The organism is Caulobacter sp. GW821-FHT09B11 (genome assembly GCF_059418205.1).
In genome coordinates, this window is sequence record NZ_JBWKPK010000016.1 from 107,148 (window position 1) to 132,012 (window position 24,865).

General features: G+C 69.1%; 21 protein-coding genes, 2 tRNA genes and 2 pseudogenes. 12 read left to right on the forward strand and 13 right to left on the reverse strand.

Translation table 11 applies throughout. From position 1 onward, the window contains the following. Nucleotides 1–155: 155 nt before the first annotated feature. Nucleotides 156–326, reverse strand: a pseudogene (locus AC07N1_RS13840) (DUF2061 domain-containing protein); the annotation flags it as partial. A 235-nt stretch (nt 327–561) separates the two neighbouring features. Here AC07N1_RS13840 and dnaN point away from each other — a divergent pair. The 7 genes and pseudogenes from dnaN to gyrB all read left to right on the forward strand — a co-directional run bounded on the left by dnaN (nt 562) and on the right by gyrB (nt 8,527). Beyond that, complete coding sequence (gene dnaN, locus AC07N1_RS13845; RefSeq protein ID WP_494672345.1) at nt 562–1,680, forward strand: DNA polymerase III subunit beta; 1,119 nt, start codon at nt 562–564, stop codon at nt 1,678–1,680. Nucleotides 1,681–1,749: 69 nt separating this feature from the next. Then, a complete protein-coding gene (locus tag AC07N1_RS13850) occupies nt 1,750–3,702 on the forward strand; it encodes a S9 family peptidase (RefSeq protein ID WP_494672346.1) in 1,953 nt (650 codons plus the stop codon). Then, nucleotides 3,699–4,058 (forward strand): hypothetical protein, encoded by a 360-nt coding sequence (locus tag AC07N1_RS13855; protein ID WP_494672347.1) that lies wholly within the window; start codon nt 3,699–3,701, stop codon nt 4,056–4,058. Before AC07N1_RS13850 ends, AC07N1_RS13855 begins: the two co-directional genes overlap by 4 nt. A 35-nt stretch (nt 4,059–4,093) precedes the next feature. After that, nucleotides 4,094–4,201 (forward strand): annotated as a pseudogene (locus AC07N1_RS13860) (hypothetical protein); the annotation flags it as partial. Between the two features lie 114 nt (nt 4,202–4,315). After that, nucleotides 4,316–4,693, forward strand: coding sequence for a VOC family protein (locus AC07N1_RS13865; protein WP_488882630.1), 378 nt, complete (start codon nt 4,316–4,318; stop codon nt 4,691–4,693). 208 nt (nt 4,694–4,901) lie between these two features. Next, nucleotides 4,902–6,080, forward strand: coding sequence for a DNA replication/repair protein RecF (recF, locus tag AC07N1_RS13870; RefSeq protein WP_494672348.1), 1,179 nt, complete (start codon nt 4,902–4,904; stop codon nt 6,078–6,080). Continuing rightward, nucleotides 6,077–8,527, forward strand: coding sequence for a DNA topoisomerase (ATP-hydrolyzing) subunit B (gene gyrB / locus AC07N1_RS13875; protein WP_494672349.1), 2,451 nt, complete (start codon nt 6,077–6,079; stop codon nt 8,525–8,527). The genes recF and gyrB overlap by 4 nt, the downstream gene beginning before the upstream one ends. A 75-nt stretch (nt 8,528–8,602) precedes the next feature. Here gyrB and AC07N1_RS13880 read toward each other — a convergent pair whose 3' ends face one another. Further along, nucleotides 8,603–9,433: an endonuclease/exonuclease/phosphatase family protein gene (locus tag AC07N1_RS13880; RefSeq protein ID WP_494672350.1), complete on the reverse strand. Its 831-nt coding sequence runs from the start codon at nt 9,431–9,433 to the stop codon at nt 8,603–8,605. Between the two features lie 140 nt (nt 9,434–9,573). Here AC07N1_RS13880 and AC07N1_RS13885 point away from each other — a divergent pair, with 140 nt between their 5' ends. Then, entirely contained in the window at nt 9,574–10,416 is an 843-nt protein-coding gene (locus AC07N1_RS13885) for a hypothetical protein (protein ID WP_494672351.1), read from the forward strand. Nucleotides 10,417–10,420: 4 nt separating this feature from the next. Here AC07N1_RS13885 and AC07N1_RS13890 read toward each other — a convergent pair whose 3' ends face one another. The 5 genes from AC07N1_RS13890 to AC07N1_RS13910 all read right to left on the reverse strand — a co-directional run bounded on the left by AC07N1_RS13890 (nt 10,421) and on the right by AC07N1_RS13910 (nt 17,606). Next, nucleotides 10,421–11,071: a flavin reductase family protein gene (locus AC07N1_RS13890; protein WP_494672352.1), complete on the reverse strand. Its 651-nt coding sequence runs from the start codon at nt 11,069–11,071 to the stop codon at nt 10,421–10,423. A 237-nt stretch (nt 11,072–11,308) separates the two neighbouring features. Next, nucleotides 11,309–12,703 (reverse strand): efflux transporter outer membrane subunit, encoded by a 1,395-nt coding sequence (locus AC07N1_RS13895; protein WP_494672353.1) that lies wholly within the window; start codon nt 12,701–12,703, stop codon nt 11,309–11,311. A gap of 146 nt (nt 12,704–12,849) precedes the next feature. Continuing rightward, complete coding sequence (locus AC07N1_RS13900) at nt 12,850–16,032, reverse strand: efflux RND transporter permease subunit (protein ID WP_487290670.1); 3,183 nt, start codon at nt 16,030–16,032, stop codon at nt 12,850–12,852. A gap of 165 nt (nt 16,033–16,197) precedes the next feature. Next, nucleotides 16,198–17,373 carry an efflux RND transporter periplasmic adaptor subunit gene (locus tag AC07N1_RS13905; protein WP_494672354.1) on the reverse strand — a complete coding sequence of 392 codons (1,176 nt, stop codon included), beginning with the start codon at nt 17,371–17,373 and terminating at the stop codon, nt 16,198–16,200. A gap of 65 nt (nt 17,374–17,438) precedes the next feature. Continuing rightward, nucleotides 17,439–17,606 (reverse strand): hypothetical protein, encoded by a 168-nt coding sequence (locus AC07N1_RS13910; protein WP_494672355.1) that lies wholly within the window; start codon nt 17,604–17,606, stop codon nt 17,439–17,441. Between the two features lie 181 nt (nt 17,607–17,787). Here AC07N1_RS13910 and AC07N1_RS13915 point away from each other — a divergent pair, with 181 nt between their 5' ends. Then, nucleotides 17,788–18,435, forward strand: a complete 648-nt coding sequence (locus AC07N1_RS13915; protein ID WP_494672356.1) for a TetR/AcrR family transcriptional regulator — start codon at nt 17,788–17,790, stop codon at nt 18,433–18,435. A 117-nt stretch (nt 18,436–18,552) separates the two neighbouring features. On the opposite strand, the gene AC07N1_RS13920 is transcribed toward AC07N1_RS13915, so the two are convergent. The 5 genes from AC07N1_RS13920 to AC07N1_RS13940 form a co-directional block, all read right to left on the reverse strand. Next, nucleotides 18,553–19,014 (reverse strand): low molecular weight protein-tyrosine-phosphatase, encoded by a 462-nt coding sequence (locus tag AC07N1_RS13920; protein ID WP_494672357.1) that lies wholly within the window; start codon nt 19,012–19,014, stop codon nt 18,553–18,555. Between the two features lie 72 nt (nt 19,015–19,086). Beyond that, nucleotides 19,087–19,163 (reverse strand) — tRNA-Arg (locus AC07N1_RS13925). Between the two features lie 21 nt (nt 19,164–19,184). Next, nucleotides 19,185–19,261 (reverse strand) — tRNA-Arg (locus AC07N1_RS13930). 58 nt (nt 19,262–19,319) lie between these two features. Then, entirely contained in the window at nt 19,320–20,636 is a 1,317-nt protein-coding gene (locus AC07N1_RS13935; RefSeq protein ID WP_494672358.1) for an NCS2 family permease, read from the reverse strand. 3 nt (nt 20,637–20,639) lie between these two features. Continuing rightward, nucleotides 20,640–21,713: a purine nucleoside permease gene (locus tag AC07N1_RS13940; RefSeq protein WP_494672359.1), complete on the reverse strand. Its 1,074-nt coding sequence runs from the start codon at nt 21,711–21,713 to the stop codon at nt 20,640–20,642. A gap of 137 nt (nt 21,714–21,850) precedes the next feature. Here AC07N1_RS13940 and AC07N1_RS13945 point away from each other — a divergent pair, with 137 nt between their 5' ends. Further along, on the forward strand, nt 21,851–22,765 hold the full coding sequence (locus tag AC07N1_RS13945) for a 5'-methylthioadenosine/S-adenosylhomocysteine nucleosidase (RefSeq protein ID WP_494672360.1): 915 nt from the start codon (nt 21,851–21,853) through the stop codon (nt 22,763–22,765). A gap of 218 nt (nt 22,766–22,983) precedes the next feature. On the opposite strand, the gene AC07N1_RS13950 is transcribed toward AC07N1_RS13945, so the two are convergent. Beyond that, nucleotides 22,984–23,946 (reverse strand): ABC transporter ATP-binding protein, encoded by a 963-nt coding sequence (locus AC07N1_RS13950; protein WP_487290677.1) that lies wholly within the window; start codon nt 23,944–23,946, stop codon nt 22,984–22,986. Nucleotides 23,947–24,099: 153 nt separating this feature from the next. Between AC07N1_RS13950 and AC07N1_RS13955 the strand changes: the two genes are divergently transcribed. Next, nucleotides 24,100–24,381, forward strand: a complete 282-nt coding sequence (locus AC07N1_RS13955; protein WP_110121667.1) for a zinc-finger domain-containing protein — start codon at nt 24,100–24,102, stop codon at nt 24,379–24,381. Between the two features lies 1 nt (nt 24,382). Beyond that, nucleotides 24,383–24,814, forward strand: a complete 432-nt coding sequence (locus AC07N1_RS13960) for an acyl-CoA thioesterase (protein WP_110121666.1) — start codon at nt 24,383–24,385, stop codon at nt 24,812–24,814. Nucleotides 24,815–24,865: the final 51 nt, after the last annotated feature.

The window sequence follows — 24,865 nt, forward strand, 5'->3', positions numbered from 1 at the left end:
ACGGATGAGGGGTCTCTCAGAAATCAAACGCCGCGACAGCTGCACAGCCGTCGCGGCGTTTTGCGTGAGTGCGACCCCTCACCCGACCTCCTTCGGAGGCCACCCTCTCCCGCAAGGGGAGAGGGAAAACCCTATGCCGCCGCCTTCTCCTTGCCCGCCCGGCTCCACAGCCGTTCGTGGATGTTGAAGGCCACGGTCTGGACCATCGGTTCGACGATCCCCACGGCCAGGGCCACGCGCCAGTCGCGGGTCAGGGCGTAGGCGACGGCGATGGCCACCGTCAGGTGCATGGTGGCGTAGGTGGCGGTCTTGAGGGCGAGGCGCATGGATGCGAGCTCTTATTGCGATTGATTATCAATATAAGGTATTGACGACGCCGTTCAAGAGCGGGTTTTCAACCATCCGCCCCCGTGATCCACAGCCCTGGCTTGCGCCAAAGGCCTTGCAGGCCCTTCCCAGTGGCCGCGTTTGCGCTAATGTCCGTGGTCCATTGACGGCGGGGCCGGGCGCTCGGGGGATTCTCTCGACGTTCATGCGCCCGCGTCCAGCCTGGACCGAGAAATGAAGCTTACCATCGAGCGGGCGGCGCTGCTGAAGGCGCTGGGTCACGTGCAGAGCGTCGTAGAGCGCCGCAACACCATCCCGATCCTGTCCAACATCCTGCTGTCGGCGGATGGCGACACGCTTTCCTTCTCGGCCACCGATCTCGACATGGAGATCATCGACGAGGGCCTGGCCCAGATCGACGTGCCCGGCCAGATCACCGCCCCGGCCCACACCCTGTACGAGATCGTCCGCAAGCTGCCCGACGGCTCGGACGTCTCGCTGAGCTTCAACGGCGACGACCCGCGCCTGGTCATCCAGACCGGCCGCTCGCGCTTCAACCTGCCGGTGCTGCCGGCCGGCGACTTCCCGGTGATGAGCAACGAGGGCCTGTCGGGCCGCATCGCCGTCGACGTCAACGAGCTGATGCGCCTGATCGACAAGACGCGCTTCGCGATCTCGACCGAAGAGACCCGCTACTATCTGAACGGCCTCTACCTGCACACGGTCAACGAGGGCGGCGAGACCAAGCTGCGCGCCGTGGCCACCGACGGCCACCGCCTGGCCCTGGCCGAGATGCCGGCTCCCGAGGGCTCGGCCGGCCTGCCCGGCGTGATCGTGCCGCGCAAGACCATCGCCGAGGCCCGCCGCCTGCTGGAAGACGCCGGCGAGTCGATCGACCTGCAGGTCTCGCCCCAGAAGGTCCGCTTCGAGTTCGGCCGCGCCGCCCTGACCTCCAAGGTCATCGACGGCTCGTTCCCCGACTACATGCGCGTGATCCCCAAGGACAACGCCAAGATCCTGACCCTGGACAACGACCTCTTCGCCAAGGCCGTCGACCGGGTGGCCACCATCTCGGCCGAGAAGAGTCGCTCGGTGAAGTTGGCCATCGAGCCGGGCCGCATCACCCTGACCGTCCGCAACATGGAAGCAGGCCAGGCCGTGGAAGAGGTCGAGGTCGATTACGACGGCGAGCCCTTCGAGATCGGCTTCAACGCCCGCTACCTGCTCGACGTCTGCGGCCAGATCGCCGGCCCGCAGGCCGAGTTCCGCTTCGCCGACCCGGCCTCGCCGACCCTGGTGGTCGACCCGGTCGATCCGGGCGTGAAGTACGTGCTGATGCCGCTGCGGGTCTGATCGCGCGGTTCTGAACTGGAACGGGCGCCCCAAGGGGCGCCCGTTTTGCTTTGAGGGATGTCCATCGTGATGAAATCCATGCTCGGCGCCTCGATCGCCGTCCTGATGCTGACCAGCGGGCCGGTGCTGGCCCAAGCCCAATCGGGGACCCAGCCCGTCGAGCGCCGCGAGATCGGCAATCAGATCCTCGAGAACGTGCCGGTCGCCGATCCTTCGATTCGCGAGGGCCTGGCGCGCTACCAGAACGCCCGCGGCGCGGCCTTCCAGGACTGGGCGGCCGATGGCGGTATGCTGATCGTCACGCGGTTCGGCAACACCAACCAAATCCACAAGGTCGCCGGCCCTGGCGCCGACCGCAGCCAGCTGACCTTCCACGACGAGCCGGTCAGCGGCGTCCATACCTTGCCGACGGGTGAAGTCCTGTTCTCCAAGGACACCGGCGGCGACGAGTGGTTCCAGCTGTTCGTCCGCGACGCCTCGGGTAAGGAAACTCAGCTGACCGAGCCCGGCACGCGCAACCAGTCGCCGGCCTGGTCGGGCGACGGCAAGGTGCTGGTCTGGAGCCGGGCGACCAAGGGCTCGGCCAATTACGACATCGTGCTGCGTGATCCCTCCGCCCCAGGCGGCCGCCGGGTGATCTTCCAGGGCGAGGGCCAGGTCTCGCCGCTCGACGTCTCGCCCGACGGCAGGACCGTGCTGCTGGGCCGCTATTTCTCGATCGGTCAGTCCAAGCGCTGGCTGCTCGACGTCGCCACCGGCAAGATCACCGAACTGAACCCGACCAAAGGCAAGGTTTCCTACGACGGCGGCGTCTTCACCCCCGGCGGCAAGTCGGTGCTGATGCTGTCGGACGAGGGTTCGGACTTCATGCGCCTGGTGGAGTTCGACCTGGCCACCGGCAAGAAGGCCCTGGTCTCGGGCGAGCGGCCCTGGGACGTCGAGGACTTCAAGCTGTCGGGCGACGGCCGGGTGCTGGCCTATGTGGTCAACGAGGACGGCTATTCGAAGCTGGTGGTGCAGGACTTCCGCACCCGCCGGGCCCTGCCGCAGCCGGAGCTTCCGGGCGGCGTCGTCTCGAACCTGGCCTTCTTAGCCGACGGCTCCAAGATCGGCTTCTCCCTGGCCACGCCCACCACCTCCAGCGACGCCTGGAGCCTGGACGTAGCGAGCGGTCAGGTGACGCGCTGGACGGCCTCGGAGCTGGGCGGCCTCGACCCCGCGGCCCTGGTCGCGCCCGAACTGGTGCGCTTCCCCTCGTTCGACAAGCGCTCGATCCCGGCCTTCGTCTACAAGCCCAAGCTGGCGGCGGGGAAGAAGGCCCCGGTGATCATCGACATCCACGGCGGTCCGGAAGGCCAGTCGCGGCCGGTGTTCAACGCCTTCCACCAGCACACGGTGGCGGAACTGGGCGCGGCGGTGATCGTCACCAATGTTCGCGGCTCGTCGGGCTACGGCAAGACCTATCTCGACCTCGACAACGCCGAGAAACGCGAGGACTCGGTCAAGGACATCGGCGCGCTGCTCGACTGGATCAAGACCCAGCCCGACCTGGATCCCAGCCGGGTCGTGGTCTACGGCCAGTCCTACGGCGGCTACATGTCGCTGGCGGTGATGACCCACTATTCCGACCGCCTGGCCGGCGGGGTCGAGCGCTATGGCATCAGCAACTTCGTCTCGTTTCTGAAGAACACCGAAGCCTATCGCCGGGACCTGCGCCGCGTCGAATACGGCGACGAGCGCGACCCCAAGATGCTGAAGGCCTTCGAGACCATCTCGCCGCTCAACAACGTCGGCAGGATCACCAAGCCGATGCTGGTCATGCAGGGCTGGAACGATCCGCGGGTGCCCAAGTCTGAGTCCGACCAGGTGGTCGAGAAGCTGCGCGAGAAGGGCGTTCCGACCTGGTACGTGCAGTTCAAGGACGAGGGCCACGGCTTCCTCAAGAAGGTCAACAACGACCGCCGCCGCGAGGTCGAGACCCAGTTCCTGGAGAAGGTGCTGGGGACCGGCGCGGGTCAGTGAGCCGGGGAGGTCCGGCGGGCCTGCTGCGAGAGGAGCGCTTCGACGACCTCTTCGACCGCATGCTGACCCTGTGGGAGGCGATCGACTTTTCCGGCTGCGCGACCTGGTTCGAGCGGTCGGAGGCGGTCGCGGCGGCCTTTTCGTCGCTGGAGGCGGCGGTGGACCTGGCGGTGATGAACTCGGCCGTGCACCGGGCGATCGCGGTCGATGCGCCGTTCGAGGCTCCGGTGCGCGACCTGGTCGATCGCGACGCTGCTCGGACGATCTTCGAGGTCGAGATGCGTCGCGTGCTGCTGGGGGCTGCGGGGGTGTGGCGGCTGGCCGAGGTGGAGGTCGCGCGGGGGTATTTCGGGTAGGGGGAACGGCTGCAACGGGCTCCCCAATTCTTCGTCATCCCGGCCGCAGCGAAGCGGAGAGCCGGGACCCAGGGGCCGGCGCAATGCGGTCGCCCCTGGGTCCCGGGTCTGCGGCCCGCTATGCGGCCCTCCGCCCGGGATGACGATATTGAATGTGCTGTGAAATCCGGTGGTGGAGTAGGGATTACCGCGCCCCTTGACGCCCGCCGCCGCCTCGCGCCACCGTCCGTTTCATAAGAAAACGGGAGAAGGCCGCCATGGCGAAGATCAGCTACATGACCGTCGGTTCGAACCGGCTGGAGGAGGCCAAGGCCTTCTACGACGCCCTGCTGGGCTCGATCGGCATGCGGCCCCTGTTCGAGCACCCGTCGGGCGGGCGGCTCTATCGCGGCAAGGGCGTGGGGATGTTCGGGGTGCTGGGTCCGTACGACGGCAATCCGGCCTGCATCGGCAACGGCATGATGGGCGGCTTCGACTTCGACACCCGCGAGGAGGTCGACGCCTTCCACGCCAAGGCCATCGAGCTGGGCGGCGCCTGCGAAGGCGCGCCGGGCGAGCGCATGCCCAAGGCCTATTTCGCTTATTTCCGGGATTTGGACGGCAACAAGCTGTGCGCCTACCGGCTGGGGGAGTAGGCCCCTAGAAACTCCCGTCATTCCCGCCCTTGTGGCGGGAACCCCTGTTTCCGTTCGCAAGTGAGGGGCAAGCGGCGTGCTGAGCACGCCGCCCCATCCGCACCTGCGGCTGACAGAGGGGTTCCCGCCACAAGGGCGGGAATGACGGGAAGAAATGGGGGCTGGCTCCCAGCGTGACGTCGCCCGCGACCTGCCTTAAGAGACGCCCATGGCGTCCGCCACCATCGCCCGCCTGCGGCTCACCGACTTCCGATCCTACGAGCGCGCCGATCTCTCGACCGGCGGGCGCAGCGTCTACCTGTTCGGCCCCAACGGCGCGGGCAAGACCAACCTGCTGGAAGCCGTCAGCCTGCTGTCGCCGGGCAAGGGCCTGCGCGGGTCGAGCCTGGCCGAGGTCGGGCGCCGGCAGCCGGGCGAGGCCGTGGGCCGGGCCTGGGCCGTCGCGGCCGAGATCGAAGAGGCCGATGGCGAGATCCTGAAGCTCGGCACCGGTACGGAAGCTGCCGGCGCCTCGCGCCGCATCGTCCGCATCGAGGGCGAGACCGTGCCGCCGGGCCGCCTGGCCGACCACGTGCGGCCGATGTGGCTGACCCCCGCCCAGGACCGCCTGTTCCTCGAGGCGGCTTCGGACCGCCGCAAGTTCTTCGACCGGCTGGTGTTCGCCGCCGAACCGGCCCACGCCAGCCACGCCAACGCCTACGACAAGGCCCAGCGCGAGCGCATGCGCCTGCTGACCGACGCCGCCGACGGCGGGGCGGGCGCCGATCCGGCCTGGCTGACGGTGCTGGAGGCGCGGCTGGCGCAGGCCGGCGCGCTGATGGTCCAGGCCCGGGCGCGGACCCTCACCGCGCTGCAGGCCGAGATCGACAGCCGCGGCGACCGACCCTTCCCGCAGGCCCGCCTGGCCCTCACCGGGGCCTGGGAGCAGATGGCCCTGGACGGCGCCGACGCGGCCGAGATCGAGGCCCAGCTGGTCCAGGCCCTGGCCGCCGCGCGGCCTCGCGACGGGGCCGCGGGAAGGGCGCTGACCGGCCCGCACCGGGGCGATCTGGCGGTGTTCCACGTCGACAAGGACCGTCCGGCCTCGGAATGCTCCACCGGCGAGCAAAAAGCGCTGATTTTGAACCTGGTTTTGGCCCAGGCGGCGAGACTTTCGCGTGCGGAATCCGCGCCGAATCCTATAGTGTTGCTCGACGAAGTCGCCGCGCATCTCGACCTCACCCGGCGAGCCGCTCTGGCCGACGAACTCACGGCGCTCAAGCTCCAGGCCTTCCTCACCGGCACGGACGAGTCGCTGTTCGACCATCTCAAGGGTCGGGCTCTGGGCGTTCGCGTCAGCGAGGCCGGTCTGACCCCCATTGAGTCTACGGCTCTGGAAGACGAATGACCGAGAATACCGAAGGCCAAGTCCCCGAAGTTCCCGAAGAAGCCGTCGCCGGCGAATATGGCGCGGACTCGATCAAGGTCCTCAAGGGCCTGGACGCGGTGCGCAAGCGCCCCGGCATGTACATCGGCGACACCGACGACGGTTCGGGCCTGCACCACATGGTCTACGAGGTGGTCGATAACGCCATCGACGAAGCCCTGGCCGGCCACGCCACCAAGGTCCAGGTGATCCTCAACGCCGACGGCTCGGTGACGGTCACCGACGACGGGCGCGGCATCCCCACCGACATCCACGAGGGCGAAGGCGTCTCGGCGGCCGAGGTCATCATGACCCAGCTGCACGCCGGCGGTAAGTTCGACCAGAACAGCTACAAGGTCTCGGGCGGCCTGCACGGCGTGGGCGTCTCGGTCGTCAACGCGCTGTCGGACTGGCTGGAGCTGCTGATCCACCGCAACGGCAAGGTCCACCAGATGCGCTTCGAGCGCGGCGACGCGGTGACCTCACTGAAGGAAACCGGCGTCTCGCCGGTGCGCGACGACGGCCCCAAGGCCGGCGAGGTGCTGACCGGCACCGAAGTGACCTTCTTCCCCTCGAAGGACACCTTCGCCTTCATCGATTTCGACCGGAAGACCCTGGAGCACCGCCTGCGCGAGCTGGCGTTCCTGAACTCGGGCGTCACCATCTGGTTCAAGGACAACCGCGACGCCGAGCCGTGGGTCGAGAAGCTGTTCTACGAGGGCGGCATCGAGGCCTTCGTGCGCCACCTCGACAAGGCCAAGACCCCGCTGCTCAAGGCCCCGATCATCGTCAAGGGCCGCAAGGACAAGGTCGAGGTCGACCTGGCCATGTGGTGGAACGACAGCTACCACGAGCACATGCTGTGCTTCACCAACAACATCCCCCAGCGGGATGGCGGCACGCACCTTTCGGCCTTCCGCGGCGCCCTGACCCGGGTGATCAGCAACTACGCCGAAAGCTCCGGCATCCTGAAGAAGGAGAAGGTCAACCTGGGCGGCGAAGACAGCCGCGAAGGCCTGACCTGCGTGCTGTCGGTCAAGGTTCCCGACCCCAAGTTCAGCTCGCAGACCAAGGACAAGCTGGTCTCGTCGGAAGTGCGCCCGGCCGTCGAAAACCTGGTGCAGGAAGGCCTCTCGACCTGGTTCGAGGAGCATCCGAACGAAGCCAAGGCCATCGTCTCCAAGATCGCCGAGGCGGCCGCGGCCCGTGAAGCCGCCCGCAAGGCGCGCGAACTGACCCGCCGCAAGAGCGCGCTCGACATCACCAGCCTGCCCGGCAAGCTGGCCGACTGCTCCGAGCGCGACCCGGCCAAGTCCGAAATCTTCATCGTCGAGGGCGACTCGGCCGGCGGCTCGGCCAAGCAGGCCCGCAACCGCGACAACCAGGCCGTCCTGCCCCTGCGCGGCAAGATCCTGAACGTCGAGCGGGCCCGCTTCGACAAGATGCTGTCGTCCGACCAGATCGGCACGCTGATCACGGCGCTGGGCGCCGGCATCGGCCGCGACGACTTCAACCCGGACAAGGTGCGCTACCACAAGATCGTGCTGATGACCGACGCCGACGTCGACGGCGCCCACATCCGCACGCTGCTGCTGACCTTCTTCTACCGGCAGATGCCGCAGCTGATCGAGCGCGGCTATATCTACATCGCCCAACCGCCGCTCTACAAAGCCGCCAAGGGCAAGTCCTCGCGCTACCTCAAGGACGACGCCGAAATGGACGCCTTCCTGGTGGACGAGGGCGTCGACGGGGCCGAGCTCGACCTGGTGTCGGGCGAGCGCCTGATCGGCCAGGACCTGCTGGCCCTGGTGCAGATGGCCCGCTCGGCCAAGGGCAATATCGACCGCCTGGCGACCCGCGCCCCGGCCTCGGCCATCGAGCAGGCGGCCCTGGCCGGCCTGCTGGGCGAGACGCCGGACGCCGCCGCCGCGGCCGCCCGCCTGAACCTCTACAACGAGGAGGGCGACGGTCCCTGGAGCGGCGAACGCGGCGACACCGGCTATGTCTTCAGCCGCGTGCGCCGGGGCGTCTCGGAGCGCATCGTGCTGGACGACGTGCTGCTGCACGCCGCCGACGCCCGCCGCCTGGCCGAACGCGCGGTCAAGCTGGCCGAGGTGTTCTCGGGCGTCGCCACCTTCCGCCGCAAGGACAAGTCGACCACTGTCCGTGGTCCGCTCGACCTGCTGCAGGCGGTTCTCGACGCCGGCCGCAAGGGCCTGACCATCCAGCGCTACAAGGGTCTGGGCGAGATGAACCCCGACCAGCTGTGGGAGACGACCCTCGACGTCGACGCCCGCACCCTGCTGCAGGTCAAGGTCAACCACGCCGACGACGCCGACGACATGTTCAGCCGCCTGATGGGCGACCTGGTCGAGCCGCGCCGCGAGTTCATCCAGGAAAACGCCCTGGACGCCGAAGTCGACGTCTGACGATGTCTCGGAGCCTCGTGGGCCAGACCCGCGAGGCTCCGGACGTCTTTCGGCCCGGTCCCTGAACGGCCGAGGTCACAGGTCGAAGGCGGCGACCAGTCCCAGGTGATCGGACATGTAGACCGTGCCGCCTTCGGTGATGAAGGGCTGGGCGGTGGTGGCGATCGTCTTGGCCTGATTGGCCAGGCTGATCCCGCACCACACGTAGTCGATGCGCTTGGCCGGCTGTTGGCTGGGGAAGCTGAAGCCGTCCTGGTCGCGCTGCAGTTGGGCCCAGAGATCGACGTAGCCCGCCGTCTTCAGCGCCGAAATGCAGTCCTCGTCCGGCGTGGCGTTGAGGTCGCCGACCAGGGCGAACAGCGGCGGGGCGTCCGCCTGGATCTGGGCGATGATGGTCTGGGAATCCTCGACGCGCGTCGGCCCGTCCAGGGCGTAGTGCGTGTTGTAGATCGTCACCTGCGATCCCTTCGCCGTGGTCGCCGTGGCGTACTGGGTCAGGCGCGTGTTGCCGTCCGTACCGTTGGGAATCGTGAAATGGCCATGGCCGCTCAGGGGCAGGCGGGACAGGATGCTGAGACCCTCCCACGAATTTTGCGGATAGGTCGCCGCGATGTCGGTCAGCACCGTCCAGGTCTCGCCGGACATGGCGGTCAGCAGGGCGGCGATCTGGTCGGCCATGCTGGCGGGCGAAGGCGGCGGCGTGACGTTTGGATACAGCGCGCTCTGATTGGCCCAGTATTGCGTCGCATAGGTGTTGAAGGGATTGAGCTGGCTGTAGCGCGTCTCGGTCAGGCAGGCGACGTCGGCGTCGGCCTCGTGGATCATCTTGGCGATGAAGCCCAGCCGGTCGAGCCAGCCGGGGTGATCGTCGTAATTGGCGGTGTTCAAGGCGATGAGCGTCAACATGGAACCCCCCGGGTTTTCGCATTCGGCATGAATGCAATCTCAAGTTGTCCATGTCACCCTCCTGGGTCAAGGCCTGTCGCCGGCTTGACCGGCGCGCGCGTTGCCGCCACCCTCGAAGTTGAGTTGACGGGGAGGCGGGCATGGCGTTGCATCTGGTCCTGGCGGCCCTGCTGGCGGGGCTGGCTCCCCAGGACGCGCAGGCGCCTGGCCCGCCGCCGCCTGCGGTCGAGGAGGTCGAGGTCTCGCCCCTGGGCGTAGATCCCTATCCGGCCTTCGTGCGGCGGGCCACGCCGCTGACGCCGTCGGGCAAGGTGATGAGCTGGGCCGCGCCGCTGTGCCCCTATGTCGCCGGCGGGCGCAGCAGCGAGAACCGCTACATCCACGACCGCATCAGCCAGGCGGCGCGCGGGGCAGGGGTGCGGATGGCCTCCAAGGGCTGCCAGCCCAACCTGACCGTGGTGCTGGCCGACGAGCCCGAGGCGCTGGTCCGCAGGGCGCGGGCGGCGGGCAAGTTCTGGGTGGACCGCGAGCGGCCGACGAGCTTCGAGCGCTACGCGACCACCGACCGCCCGGTGCGGGTGTGGACCAATTTCGCCGAGGTCGGGGTCATGCGCATGGCCCCCAGCGGCGGCGACCTCCTGCTCTACGCCACCGACAGCACCGGCTCGCGGGTGCGCACCTCGGTGGTCGGGTTGATCCAGGACCAGTTCGTGGTGGTGGATCGCCGCCAGATGACCGGCCGCAAGCTGGCGGGGCTGGCCGACTACGTCGCCCTGGCCGGTGTGGCCTCGGCCCGGACCGACCAGGACTATGCGGGCTTCAACACGGTGCTGAACCTGTTCGCCGAGGGCGGCCGGGTCGACGCCTCGCCGATGGACCGGGCCTATCTGCACGGCCTGCAGGCGGTGCGGCCGGACTCGCCCGGCGGCTCGCAGCTGGGCCAGGTGATCACGGCCATGCGCGAGGCGCGCGACAAGCCGTAGGGCTCTAGCCGGCCGGCGGGATGTCGGCCCTGGTCGGGCGGATCATCTCGAACAGCGCCGACGGCTCGACGGCGACATAGTCGCCGCGGCCGCCCCAGCGCAGGATCGGCTCGCCGGCGGGAGCGTCATACACGCCGTCCGGACGGATGAGGCGGCGGTCGATGTGCACGGCGACGACCTCGCCGAAGGTCATCCAGGTCTCGACCTCGTCGCCGTCGGCGTTCTTCAGCTTGAACGACTGGGTCAGGCGGCACTCGAAGTTCACCGGGCTTTCCAGCACGCGCGGGGCGGCGATCAGGCTGCTCGCGACCGGCGTCAGGCCGGCCAGTTCGAACTCGTCTTGGCCCGGCGCGGCGGGGGCCGAGGTGACGTTCATCGCCGCGGCCAGGTCGCGGGTGGCCAGGTTCCAGCAGAACACGCCGGTGGCCTGGATATTGGCCACGGTGTCCTTCCAGCCGGTGCTGGCGAAGCCGACGATCGGCGGTGTGTAGTTGAAGGCGTTGAAGAAGCTGTAGGGCGCCAGATTGCGGCGGCCGTCAGCGTCGACCGTCGAGATCCAGCCGATCGGGCGCGGGCCGACGATGGAATTGAACGGATCGTGGGCCAGGCCGTGGCCGTCGCGGGGCTGGTACTGGTGGGCGTCGGCGGCGGCCATGGGGGGGCTCCAAGAGAGGGTGTCGCCATATAGCCCCTCTCCCATGGGGAGAGGGAGGGGCCCGCGCCGCAGGCGTGGGAGGGTGAGGGGGTAAGGCGTCGGCCGCATCCTGGCTTGAACGACCGCGCCGGGTTTGGGGGAGGGGACCGCCGGCGGTGTAACCCCTCACCCTCCCAGGCTGGCGCCTGGGCCCCTCCCTCTCCCTCTGGGAGAGGTGTCCCGTGGGCTGGGAGGATCTTACGACCAGCCCCCGCCGAGCGCCTTGTAGATCGCCACCACGTCAGTGTTGACGCCCGTCTCCGCCACGGTGAGCGCGTCTTCCGCCCCCAGCAGCGTACGTTCCGCATCGAGCAGCACCAGGAAGTCGATGCCGCCTTCCTTGTACTGGATCCGCGCCAGCTCGGCGGCGCGGCGGGAGGCGGCGGCCTGGTCGGCGAGGCTGGCCAGGCGCGCCTGGCGCTGGCGGTAGGAAACGAGGGCCGTCTCCAGGTCCTCGATCGCGCTCAGCACGGCCTTGTCATAGGCCGCCAGGGCGGCGTCGTTGCGGGCCTCCGCCGCCTTCAGCCGCGCGTGGGCGCCGCCGAGGTCGAGGGCGGGCCAGCTGACCGACGGGGCCACCGACCAGGCCTGGCTGGCGCTGTTTCCGAAGCCGGAGGCCGTGCCGGTGAGGAAGCCGACGAAGCCGGTGACGCGGACGCGCGGGAAGAGGTCGGCCGTGGCCACCCCGACCTTCGCGGTCTGGGCCGCCAGCCGCCGCTCGGCCGCCTGCACGTCGGGCCGGCGGCGCAGGAAGGTCGAGGCGTCGCCGATCGGCAGGGCCGTGACCAGCGGGGCCGGATCCTGGGCGCGGGGCTTCAGCTGGACGTCGAGGGCGCCGGGCCGCTGGCCGGTCAGCACGGCCAGGCGGTAGTTGGCGCGGGTCTCGGCGGTGACCAGTTCGGGGATGGCGCTTTCGGTGGCCTTGAGGCGGGCCTCGGCGCTGGCGACGTCGATGGGACTGCCGGCCCCGGCCTCGAACCGCACGCGAGTCAGGCGCAGGGTCTCGCGCTGGGTCTCGAGGTTGCGGCGGGCGACGGCTAGCCGAGCCTGGGCGCCGCGCAGTTCCAGGTAGTTGCGGGCGACTTCGGCGGCGACGGTGACCTGGGCGTCGCGCAGGTCGGCCTGGGCCGCGCCGGCCTCGGCGCTGGCGGCCTGCACGCCCCGGCGCACGCGGCCGAAGAGATCGAGCTCCCAGGCGGCGTCGAAGCCGGCCTGGTAGGTGTCGCCATAGACGCGCTGGCCGTTCGAGGTCGGCTGCTGCTGGTCGGCGGCGGCGTAGGTCCCGCTGGCGGTGACGCGCGGGGCGGCGTCGAGGCGGGCGTCCTTGAACAGGGCGCGGGCCTCGTTCACCCGGGCCACGGCGATCTCGAGGTCGAGATTGGTCGATAGGGCCTGGGTCACCAGGGCGTCGAGCGTCGGGTCGCCGAACGCCTTCCACCACTGGGCCTCGGGGGCGGCGGCGGAGGCGACCGCGGGCGCGGCGTTCTGCAGGGCGATGGGGGCGACGACGGGGGCCTTGTAGTTGGGGCCGACGGCGCAGGCCGTGGCCAGCAGCGAGGCGCCGGCGATGAGGGCTGTACGGAAGAGGGTCATGGGAGCCTCGGGAGTCTCCCTTCCCCCTTGATGGGGGAAGGGTCGGGGATGGGGGTGTCTGGGCGGTTGGGGAAGGGGCGCTGGCCGACGCCGCGTTCACCCCCGCCCCTGGCCCCTCCCCCATCGAAGGGGGAGGGGAAGGTCGGTCAGTGGGCCTCCGCTTCCACGGCCGGCGCGGGCTGGCTCTTCACCAGCGAGCGCGAGCCGCTGAGACGGCGGATCACGTAGTAGAAGACCGGCGTCAGGATCAGGCCGAAGACGGTGACGCCCAGCATGCCGGAGAACACCGCCACGCCCATGGCCCGGCGCATCTCGGCCCCGGCCCCGTGCGACACCACCAGCGGCCAGACGCCCATGATGAAGGCGATCGAGGTCATCAGGATGGGACGCAGGCGCAGGCGGCAGGCTTCCAGCACCGCTTTCAGCGGCGTGTCGCCCTCGATCTCGCGTTCGCGGGCGAACTCGACGATCAGGATGGCGTTCTTGCACGCCAGCCCCACCAGCACGATCAGGCCGATCTGGGTGAAGATGTTGTTGTCGCCGCCGGTGACCAGCACGCCGGCCAGGGCCGACAGCAGGGTCATGGGCACGATCAGGATCACCACCAGCGGCAGGCTCCAGCTTTCGTACTGCGCGACCAGCACCAGGAAGGCCAGCAGTACGCACAGCGGGAAGATGTAGATCGCCGTGTTGCCGGCCAGGATCTGCTGGTAGGTCAGCTCGGTCCACTCGAAGCCCATGCCGGCCGGGAGTTCCTGCTTGGCCAGTTCCTCGAGGGCCTTCTGGGCCTGGCCGGTGGAGAAGCCCGGCGCGGGGCCGCCGTTGATCTCGGCGGTCAGCATGCCGTTGTAGTGCATCTCGCGGTCGGGACCGGTGGCCTCCTTGAAGCTGATGAACGAGCCCAGCGGGATCATCTGGCCCGCGCCGTTGCGGGTCTGCAGGCGCAGCATCTGCTCGGGTTGCAGGCGGAAGCTCTGGTCGGCCTGGACGTTGACCTCGTAGGTCCGCCCGAAGCGGTTGAAGTCGTTGACGTACAGCGAGCCCAGATAGACCTGCAGGGTCTCGAAGAGGTCGGTCAGCGACACGCCCTGGGCGCGGGCCTTTTCACGGTCGATGTCGGCCTGGATCTTGGGCACGCTCACCTGGTAGCTGGAGAAGACGCCGGCCAGGGCCGGATCCTTCTGCGCCTTGGCGATGATGTTCTGGGTGGCCTTGTAGAGCTCGTCCGAACCCAGGCCCGCCTTGTCGACGATCTGCATGCGGAAGCCGCCGATGGTGCCCAGCCCCTGCACGGACGGCGGCGGGAAGACCGCGATCTGGGCGTCGGGGATCGCGGCGAACTTCTGGTTCAGCTGGCCGACGATGGCGTTGGCCGACAGCTCCTTGCCGCGACGGTCCTTGAAGTCGCTGAGCGGGAAGAACACCGCGCCGGCGTTGGGGCTGTTGATGAAGCCGTTGGCCGACAGGCCGGGGAAGGCCACCGAGTGCTCGATGCCCGGGGTCTTCATGGCGATGTCGCCCATCTGCTTGATCACCGCCTCGGTGCGGTCCAGCGAGGCGGCGTCGGGCAGCTGCACGACGGCGACCACATAGGCCTTGTCCTGCTGCGGCACGAAGCCGGACGGGGTGCGGGCGAAGGCCAGGCCCGTCAGCAGCAAGAGGCCGCCATAGACGAACAGCGAGGCGGTCGAACGGCCCAGGGTCGCCTTGACGCCGCGGACGTAGCCGTTGGAGGCGCGGTGGAAGACCTTATTGAACGGCGTGAACAGCCAGCCGAGCGCCCGGTCGATCAGCTTCTGGAAGCGGTCCTTGGGCGCGTCGTGCGACTTCAGCAGCACGGCGGCCAGGGCCGGCGACAGGGTCAGGGAGTTGATCGCCGAGATGATCGTCGAGATGGCGATGGTCAGGGCGAACTGGCGGTAGAACTGGCCCGACAGGCCGGTGATGAAGGCCGTGGGGATGAAGACGGCGCACAGCACCAGGGCCACGGCGATGATCGGGCCGGTGACCTCGCTCATCGCCTTGCGGGTGGCCTCGGGCGGGGAGAGGCCGTTGGTGATGTGCCGCTCGACGTTCTCGACCACGACGATGGCGTCGTCGACGACGATGCCGATGGCCAGCACCAGGCCGAACAGGGTCAGGGCGTTGAGGCCAAAGCCCAGCAGCAGCATGATGGCGAAGGTGCCGATCAGCGACACCGGCACGGCCAGCAGCGGGATCACCGAGGCCCGCCAGCCTTGCAGGAAGATCACCACCACAATGACCACCAGGATGATGGCCTCGATCAGGGTGTGGACCACCGAGTCGATGCTCTCCTGCACGAAGGCGGTGGTGTCGTAGATGATCTCGTAGTCGACGCCTTCGGGGAAATCCTTCTTCAGCTCCTGCATGGTCTTCTTGACGTCGGCGGCCATCTGCAGGGCGTTGGAGCCGGGGCGCTGGAAGATCGGCACGGCCACGGCCGACTTGTTGTCGAGCAAGCTGCGCAGGGCGTAGTTGTTGGCGCCCAGCTCGACCCGGGCCACGTCGCCCAGGCGGGTGATCTGGCCGTCGGCGCCGGCGCGGATGATCACGTCGCGGAACTGCTCCTCGTCGGTCAGGCGCCCGGGGGCGTTGATCGACAGCTGGAACTCGGCGCCCGAATTGGGCGAGGGCGGCGCGCCCAGCTGGCCGGCGGCCACCTGGACGTTCTGCTCGCGCAGGGCCCGCACGACGTCGCCGGCGGTCATGCCCAGGGCCGCGACCTTCTCCGGATCCAGCCACACCCGCATGGAGTAGGCGCCGGCGCCGAAGATCTGCACGTCGCCCACGCCGTCGATGCGCTTCAGCCGGTCGCGCACGTTCAGCTGCGCGTAGTTGCTGAGATAGAGCATGTCGTAGCGGTTGTTGGGCGAGATCATGTGCACGACCAGGGTCAGGTCGGGCGAGGCCTTGTTGGTGGTCACGCCGATGCGCTGCACTTCCTGGGGCAGTTTCGGCAGGGCCTGGGCGACGCGGTTCTGCACCTGCACCTGGGCCTTATCCAGGTCGGTGCCGAGCGCGAAGGTCACGGTCAGGATCATGGCCCCGTCCGAGGCCGACTGGGACGACTGGTAGATCATCCCCTCGACGCCGTTGATGGCCTGTTCAAGGGGGGCTGCGACCGTCTCGCCGATCACCGACGGGTTGGCGCCGGGATAGGCCGCGCGCACGACGACCGTCGGCGGCACCACTTCGGGGTACTCGCTGATCGGCAGGTTGGGCAGGGCCACGAGCCCGGCGATGAAGATGACGATGGACAGAACGGCGGCGAACCGCGGCCTGCCGACGAAGAATTTTGCGAAGTTCATGGCGGGCGTCCGGAGAGGGGAGGGACGAGTTTGGAGACCCCCTCCCCCTTGATGGGGGATGGGCCTGGGGTGGGGGTGTCTGCGGCGGTGGGGCTGGCGCCTTATTCTGACGCGCTGTCACCCCCATCCCCGGCCCTTCCCCCATCGAGGGGGAAGGGAGGGAGATCAGTTCTGGCGGATCGGGCTCTCGACCGCGGCCACCTTCTGCGGACCGGCTTCCAGCTGGCCCAGATCGGCGGCCTCGGTCTTCACCGCCACCGGGGCGACGGCGTCGCCGGGCTTGACCTTCTGCAGGCCGCCGACGATCACCCGGTCGCCGGGCTTGAGGCCCTGGCGGATGACCCGCAGGTTGCCGGCCAGCGGGCCGATCTCGACCGGGCGGTACTGGGCCTTGTTGTCTGCCCCGACCACGATGACGTAGCGCTTGCCGAGATCCGTCGCGATCGCCCGGTCGGGGGCCAAGGCGACGGTCTGGGCGGCGGCGCTGACCAGGCGGATGCGGGCGAACAGGCCCGGCGTGAACCGGCCGTCGGCGTTGGCGAAGATCGCCCGGCCGCTGATCGTGCCGCTCTTGGCGTCCAGGGCGTTGTCGATGAAGGCCAGCTTGCCGACGTGCGGATAGCCGTCCTCGGTCATCAGGCCCATATAGACCGGGCTTTCCTTGCCGCGCTCGGCGGCGGCGTACTTCAGGAAGGTCTGCTCGTCGGCGCTGAAGGCCGCGTAGATCGGGGTGTCGGAGACCACGGTGGTCAGCATGTCGGCCTGGGTGACCAGGTTGCCGCGGGTGATCAGGGCCTTGGAGACCCGGCCGTCGATCGGCGAGGTCACGCGGGTCCATTCCAGGTTCAGGCGCGAGGTCTGCAAGGCGGCCTGGGCGGCGGCGAGATTGGCCTGGGCGGCCTTTTCTTCCGACGACAGCCGGTCGAATTCGCTGCGGGCCAGGGCGTTCTGGTCGATCAGCCGCTGGCCGCGCTCGCGGTTGACGACGGCGAGATCAAGCCCGGCCTTGGCGCGCGCCACCTCGGCCGAGGCGCGGGCGGCGTCGGCCTGGAACGGGCGCGGGTCGATCTCGAACAGCACCTGGCCCTTGCGGACATAGGCCCCTTCGGTGAAGCGGACGGTGTTCACATAGCCGCCGACCCGGGGGCGGATGTCGACGGTGTCGACCGCCTCGAGGCGGCCGGTGAAGTCGTCCCACTGGCGCAGCGACTTGAAGGCCACGTCGGCGACGGTGACCTGGACGGCGGGGGCGGGGCCTTGCTCGGGCTGGGCCTTGGCGCTGCAGGCGGCCAGGACCGCCATGGCGGCGAGGCCGGCGAAGGTGTTGATGGCGTGGCGCATCGGGGAACCTGTCTAACGAGACGCCCGGGGGAGCGGGCGGACGGGGAGGGGGTACGCTTGAACGGCTATTCCCAGGCCGGGCGGCGGGCCCGGCGGCTGGGCTTGGGCTGGGAGGCCGTCCGGCCGATCCAGCGCTTGAGGGTGCGGCCGTGTTCGGCGGCGGTGGTCAGCCAACCCATCACGGGAGCGGCCGGGGCGTCGGGGGCGGCTGTGATGTCGCTCGCGTTCGGCATGGCTTGCGCTCCGTTCCGGGGCTAAGAGGGAGGAAATGTCGCAGGGGCGGTTGCTTGAGGCTGGTTGCTTGACTTGGCGATGGCGGATAACGATCTAGAATGTGACGATACCGTTCGGTATCACTGACATCCGGAGAGATACTGACCGGTAACTCTCACGTCAAGGCGAGGTGCTGCGAAAATGGCTGCGAGAAAATCTGGGGAGGTCGGCTCGGGGGAGCTGGGAGCCGGGACGGCGTGCGCGCCGGACGGCCCGCCGGCGTCCAAGAGGCCCGCCCGCGACCGGATCTTCGAGACGGCTCGCGAGCTCTTCTACCAGCACGGCATCCGGGCCGTCGGCGTCGAGGCCATCGCGGCCGAGGCCGAGGCCACCAAGATGACGCTGTACCGGAACTTCCCCTCGAAGGACGAGCTGGTCGCCGAGGTCCTGCGCGAGCAGGAGCGCGAGTACTGGGCCTGGTGGGACGGCGTGACGGCCATGTGCTGCAGCGACCCGCGCGGCCAGCTGGAGGCGATCTTCGACGCCTTCGAGACCAAGGCCTGCGACACCAACATCCACGGCTGCCCGCTGTCGAACGCCGCCATCGAGCTGCACGAGGAAAACCACCCGGCCCAGCAGGTGTCGGTGAACTACAAGCGCTCGCTGCACGGCCGGCTGATCGACCTGTGCAGCCGCGCTGGCGCGCCCGACCACGAGCTGGCCGACTCCCTGATGCTGCTGATGGAGGGCTCCTACACCGCCCGCGTCACCCTCGGCGCCGACGGCCCCGCCCGCTCGGTCGCCCGCGCCGCGCGGAGTTTGATCCGGGTGCACCTGGGGGATCGGTAGGGGCAAAGGCCCCCTCCGGCCCTTCGGGCCACCTCCCCCAGAGGGGGAGGATCTAGAAGCGCCGAGCCAAGAAGATGCTCCCCCTCTGGGGGAGCTGTCGCGGAGCGACTGAGGGGGTCATTCCCGGATTTTCGCCGCCAGCCCCCGCGCCCCAGCCACCGCATCCGCCCAGGTCACCTCGAACCCGGCCTCGTCGCCATAGTACGGATCGGCCACCGCCTCGCCGGCCCGCCCCTCGACGTGATCCAGCAGCAGGCTCAGCCGCGCCCGGCTCCCGGCCGGCGCCAGCCGCTTCAAGTTCCGCAGATTGTCCAGGTCCAGCGCCACCACGTGGTCGAAGCGCTCGAAGTCGGCCGCCGTCACCTGCCGCGCGGCGTAATGGCCGATCTCCACCCCATGCCGCCGCGCCGTCGCCTGCGCCCGCCGATCCGGCGGATCGCCCGCATGCCAGCCGCCGGTCCCCGCCGAGTCCACGACGACGTCCAGCCCCAGCCGCTGCGCCTCCAGCCGAAACGCGGCCTCGGCCAGCGGCGAGCGACAGATGTTGCCCAGGCAGACGAACAGCACGGAAACGGTCATGCCGAACCGCTAGGCCAAAACCCGCCGCGCCGACAACTCTGATTTTTCAGGAGATCTTCAAGAAGAAGAAAATGGCGCGCCCGGAACGATTCGAACGTCCGACCCTCAGATTCGTAGTCTGATGCTCTATCCAGCTGAGCTACGGGCGCGCATTTTTCGGCAAGAGAGACTGGCGCACCCGACACGATTCGAACGTGTGACCTTTGCCTTCGGAGGGCAACGCTCTATCCAGCTGAGCTACGGGTGCATCCGCCTTGCGGAAGCGCGGTCTTAGCCGAAAGCCGCGCCTGCGCAAAGGGTTTTGGTCAGCCTTTCGCCAGATAGACGAAGCGCAGCACGAAGAGCGCGGCGAGGACCACCAGCAGCCAGTCGCCCTTGTGCAGCTTGCCCGTGGCGGCCTTGAGGATCGCGTAGCTGGTGATGCCGAACGCCAGGCCGTTGGCGATCGAGAAGGTCAGCGGGATGGTGATCACCGTCAGGAAGGCGGGGATGGCCACCGTCGGGTCGTTCCAGTCGACCTCGGCCAGCGAGCCGATCATCAGCGCCCCCACCAGCACCAGGGCCGGGGCCGTGGCGGCGGCCGGGATGGCCTGGACCAGCGGGGCGAAGAACAGGGTGATCAAAAAGAGGATCCCGACCACCACGGCCGTCAGGCCGGTGCGGCCGCCGGCGGTGACGCCCGAGGCGCTCTCGATGTAGCTGCACACCGTGCTGGTGCCGGCCGCGGCGCCGATCATGGTGGCGGCCGAGTCGGCGGTGAGGATGCGGTTGAGGCGCGGGATCGTGCCGTCGGGCTGGACGAGGCCGGCCTTCTTGGTGACCGCGACCAGGGTGCCGACGTTGTCGAAGAGATCGACGAACAGGAAGACGAAGATGATCTCGAGCAGGGCCACGCCCATGCCGCCGCGCAGGTGCAGGGCGGCGGGGATGTCCATCTTCAGGAAGGTGGCCGAGAGATCCGTCAGGCTGTAGGCGCCGGGCGTGAACTTCGACAGGCCCAGCAGCCAGCCGGCGATCGCCGCCAGCAGGATGCCGATCAGGATCGCGCCCTTCACCCGCCAGGCCTGCAGGGCGGCGATGACGACGAGGCCGATCAGGGCCAGGGCCGCGGTCGGAGTGGTGAGGTCGCCCAGGGCCACGGCCGTGGCCGGGTTGGCGACGATGACGCCGGCGTCCTTCAGGCCGATGAAGGCGATGAACAGACCGACGCCCGCCGCGACGGCGGAGAACAGCGGCCGGGGGATGGCGGCCACGATCATCTGGCGGATGCCGGCCACGGTCAGGATCAGGAAGGCGACGCCCGAGATGAAGACGCAGCCCAGCGCGGTCTCCCACGGCACGCCCATGCCCTTGACCACGGTGTAGGTGAAGTAGGCGTTGAGGCCCATGCCCGGCGCCAGGGCCAGCGGGTAGTTGGCGATCAGCCCCATCAGGATCGAGCCGAGGCCGGCGGCCAGGCAGGTGGCGGCGGCGACGGCGGCGACCGGCATGCCGGCCTCGCCCAGGATCGCCGGATTGACCACGACGATATAGGCCATGGTCATGAAGGTGGTCAGGCCGGCCAGCACCTCGGTGCGGACGTTGGTGCCCTGGGCCTTCAGGTGGAAGAGACGTTCGAGCATGGCTTAGCGGCTCCCGGCCGTGGGCAGGGCGCGCGCGTGGCGGTCCCAGTTCTTGACGAGGTCGCGGGCGACGACGCCCCCGACCAGGAATTCGGCTTCGAAGGCGGCCTTGGCCCCGTCGTCGTGCAGCACGCGCGGGAAGGTCGGCTCGCCCAGCGGCGGGCGGGTGTAGTTGCTGGCCGTGCGCAGCACCAGCACCCGGCGCCGGTCGATGCGGCCGCTGTCGGCATGGGCGTCGAGCACGTCGAGGATCCCCTGGTCTTCGCAGTCGCTCATGGTGAAGGTCCCCGCGCCGTCGGTCCAGAGCTTCACCCAGTCGCGCGCCCACTGGGTGCGCTGGGTTCCATGCCAGAAGCGCACCGTGCCCAGGGCGTCGCCCTGCAACACGAACGGCGGGCGGGCCGCGTTCGGCTCCTTCACATAGCCGGCGCGCAGTTTCACCAGGTCCGGATTGTCGGGCAGCTTGACGTCCCTGGTCAGGGCGTAGGCCCAGTCGACCAGGCCCTTGTCGAGCGTCCAGGCCATGGCGCTGGAGCCCTCGGCCTTGCCCTTCACGTTCGGGCGGTCGGCGTCGTTGGAATAGAGGCCGTAGGGCCAGTCGGCCGGGATCTCGCGGTCGTCGACCTCGTAGATCGGGTCGGCGTCGACGACGTAGCGGGCCCAGGCGGCGCTGCCCACCGAGGCCGAGGCCGGATCGACGCCGGCGATGCCGCTGACGATCCAGTAGGCGTGGGAGAGGTCGAACTGGTCCGACAGGATCAGGGCCGCGACGCTTTCACGGGTGCGGCCGCGCATGTCGCTGACGATGGCCAGCACGCCGTCGTCGGAATAGCGGGCGACGTGGCGGATACCCGGCACCTTGATCTCGCGCTTCAGGGGCCAGCCCTCGACCCAGGGCTGGAACTCGCCGGCGACGTCGCCCGTATCGGCCCCGATCTCGAAGGTGGTGACGACCACGACCTTGATCGGGATCGGCTTGGTCGCCGCCAGGGCCAGCCCTGGCGCGCACACGCCCAGGAGGATCGCGCCCAAAATGGTCGCCAAGGCGACCAATGTTCTTAGAATCCAAGCCCTCATGCCTGCCCCGCTTACTTGAAACGGCGCGAAAGTCGTCGGAAGAGGCGGGCGATGCAACAGGCTGGACGTCGGCCCTTCCGGCGTCGGCGCGCGCGAGGCTAGGGTGCCGCCGAATCGACCATCGGAAGCCTTGCCCCATGCGTATCGTCTCGACCGCCCTCGCCTGCGTTCTGCTGCTGACGCCGATCGGCGCGCCGATTGCCGCGAACGCCGCCGAGCGCCTGGACGCCGCGCCGCGCACGGCCGTGGTCAGCGCCTTCCCGCCGGAGATGGCGGCGCTGGAGGCGGCGACCGCCGACAGGCAGGAATTCGTCGCGGCCGGTACGCGCTACGTGACCGGCAAGCTGGAGGGCAAGCCGGTGGTGCTGTTCCTGTCGGGGATCAGCATGGTCAATGCGGCCATGACCACCCAAGCGGCCCTCGATCGCTTCCATGTCGTCCGCATCGTGTTCTCCGGCGTGGCCGGCGGGGCGGATCCGGCGCTGGAGGTCGGCGACGTGGTGGCGCCGGAGACCTGGACCCAGACCTCCGAGATGGCCTATGCCCGCGAAGTCCCGGGCGGCTTCGCGCCCACGCCGGGCCTGGTCAGCGACCTGCCCAATTTCGGCATGATGCATCCGCGCGCCGTGACCGTGAACCAGGACCCGGCCAAGGCCGAGGACAAGCTGTCCTTCACCGCCGATCCGGCCCTGATCGCCTTGGCGCGCAAGTCTGTCGAGGGCCTGGCGCTGAAGCGCTGCGCCGCCGACCAGTGCCTGACCAAGCCGCCCAAGGTGGTGGTCGGCGGGGCCGGCGGCTCGGGCCCGGTGTTCGTCGACAACGCCGCCTTCCGGGACTACGCCCACAAGACCTTCGGCGCCCGGGTGCTCGACATGGAAAGCGCCGCCGTGGCCCAGGTGGCCTATGTGAACAAGACCCCGTTCATCGCCTTCCGCAGCCTGTCGGACCTGGCCGGCGGCGACCCGGCGACGAACCAGTTCCCGGTGTTCCTGCGGCTGGCGGCGGACAATTCCGCGACGGTGGTGCGGGCGTTCGTCAGGGCGCTGCCGTAGAAAGCAGACCTCTCCCAACCAAATTCAACCTCTCCCAGAGGGAGAGGGAGGGGCCCAGGCGATAGCCTGGGAGGGTGAGGGGTTTCGGACTTTCCGGACAGGGCAGGGATTGAGGGTGGTGGGACCGCCAACAGTGTACCCCCTCACCCTCCCACGCCTTCGGCGCGGGCCCCTCCCTCTCCCCATGGGAGAGGTTTTCCTTGGGCGGCCTCCGCCTCTTACGTCTTCAGCGGATCCTTGGCGTTCGGATCGCCGTAGGTCAGCGACACGAACACGTCCTCCAGGTCCGGATCTTCCGTCGCGATGTCCTTGATCGACACACCCGCCCCGCGCACGGCGGCCAGCACGTGCTCGACGCTCGACTGGCCGGTGCGGTAGCTGACCGAGAAGGCCCCGCCGGCGCGGCCCTTGGTGTCGAAGCCTTCCAGCGCCGGGGGCGTCGCCAGCGGGCTCTCGGGCGTCACCACCACGTTGCGGATGTCCATGCGGCCCAGCAGCGTCGGGGTCGGCTCGCAGACCACCACCTCGCCGCGGTTGACGATGGCGATCTGGTCGCAAAGCTCCTGAGCCTCTTCCAGATAGTGAGTGGTCAGCACGATGGTCACGCCCAGCTCGTGCAGACCCTTCACATATTCCCACAGCTGGCGGCGCAGCTCGACGTCGACGCCGGCGGTCGGCTCGTCGAGGATCAGCACCGGCGGCTGGTGGACCATGGCTTTGGCCACCATCAGCCGGCGCTTCATGCCGCCCGACAGCTGGCGGACATAGGCGTTGGCCTTGTCGCCCAGGCCCAGGGCGTTCAGCAGCTCGTCGGTGCGGCGCTCGTTCTTGGGCACGCCGTAATAGCCGGCCTGCACCTCCAGCGACTCGCGCGGGGTGAAGAAGACGTCGGCGGCCAGTTCCTGCGGCACCACGCCGATGGCGGCGCGGGCGTCGCGCGGGCGCTCGTCGATGTCGCGGCCCCAGATCCGCACCGTGCCCGACGACTTGCGGGTCAGGCCGGCCAGGATGTTGATGAAGGTCGACTTTCCAGCCCCGTTCGGACCCAGCAGCCCGAAGATCGAGCCGCGCGGCACCTTCAGGTCGATGCCGTTCAGCGCCCGCTTCTCCGGCGCGGTCTTGGTGGCGGGATAGGTCTTGAACAGGCCCTCGGCTTCGATCGCGTAGGCAGGCAGGTCCATGAAGCGTCCAATCAAGGCCCGTCGCGGGGCCGAAGGCTTTGAAAACGAAGGCGCGGCGCCTTGCCCGAATTGACGCGGCGCCGACGCGTCGCATAGGTATGCCTCGTTCGCCGCCTAGCCAAGGCCGCGCTCAGAATTCGAAGGTTAGTTCCCATGGCCAAGGCCAAGTCCGAAGCTCCGACCGCCCCCACGGGCATGGACGTCGCTGTCACCGCCGGCCCGGCCCCGGAAATCGTCCACGTCCATTCGCACCGCATCGCCTGCGACGGCGTCGGCGGGGCGCTGGGCCACCCGCGCGTGTGGCTGGAAATGGGCGCGGCCGGTTCGGTCGACTGCCCCTATTGCGACCGCCGCTTCATCGCCGCCTCGCACGCCGGCCACGACGAGGACGAGCAGCTCGCCCCCGGCGTCTACGAAGGCCCCGGCGGTCACTGAGTTGGACGACTCCAGCCTCTCCGGCCCGCGCGCCGAGACCCTCGCCCAGGCCTGGGAAGCGGCCGAATGGCCGCACGACCCGCCGGTCCTGCGCGCCATCGCCATGCCGTCGGACACCAATCCCGAAGGCGACATCTTCGGCGGCTGGCTGCTGTCGCAGATGGACCTCGCGGCGGCCTCGATCGCCTTCCACCGCGCCGCCGGCCGCTGCGCCACCATCGCCGTCGACGGCATGGTGTTCATCAGCCCGGTGTTCGTCGGCGACGAGGTCAGCCTGTTCGCCCGCATCGTCCACACGGGCCGCACCTCGCTGAAGGTCGAGGTCGAAGCCTGGCGCCGCCGCCGCGACGGCGAAAAGGCCCACAAGGTGACCCAGGGCGTGTTCACGTTCGTGGCCATCGGCGAAGACCGCAAGCCGCGGCCTTTGCCTTAGACTGGTCGAAAGATGCTCCCCCTCTGGGGGAGCTGTCGCGTAGCGACTGAG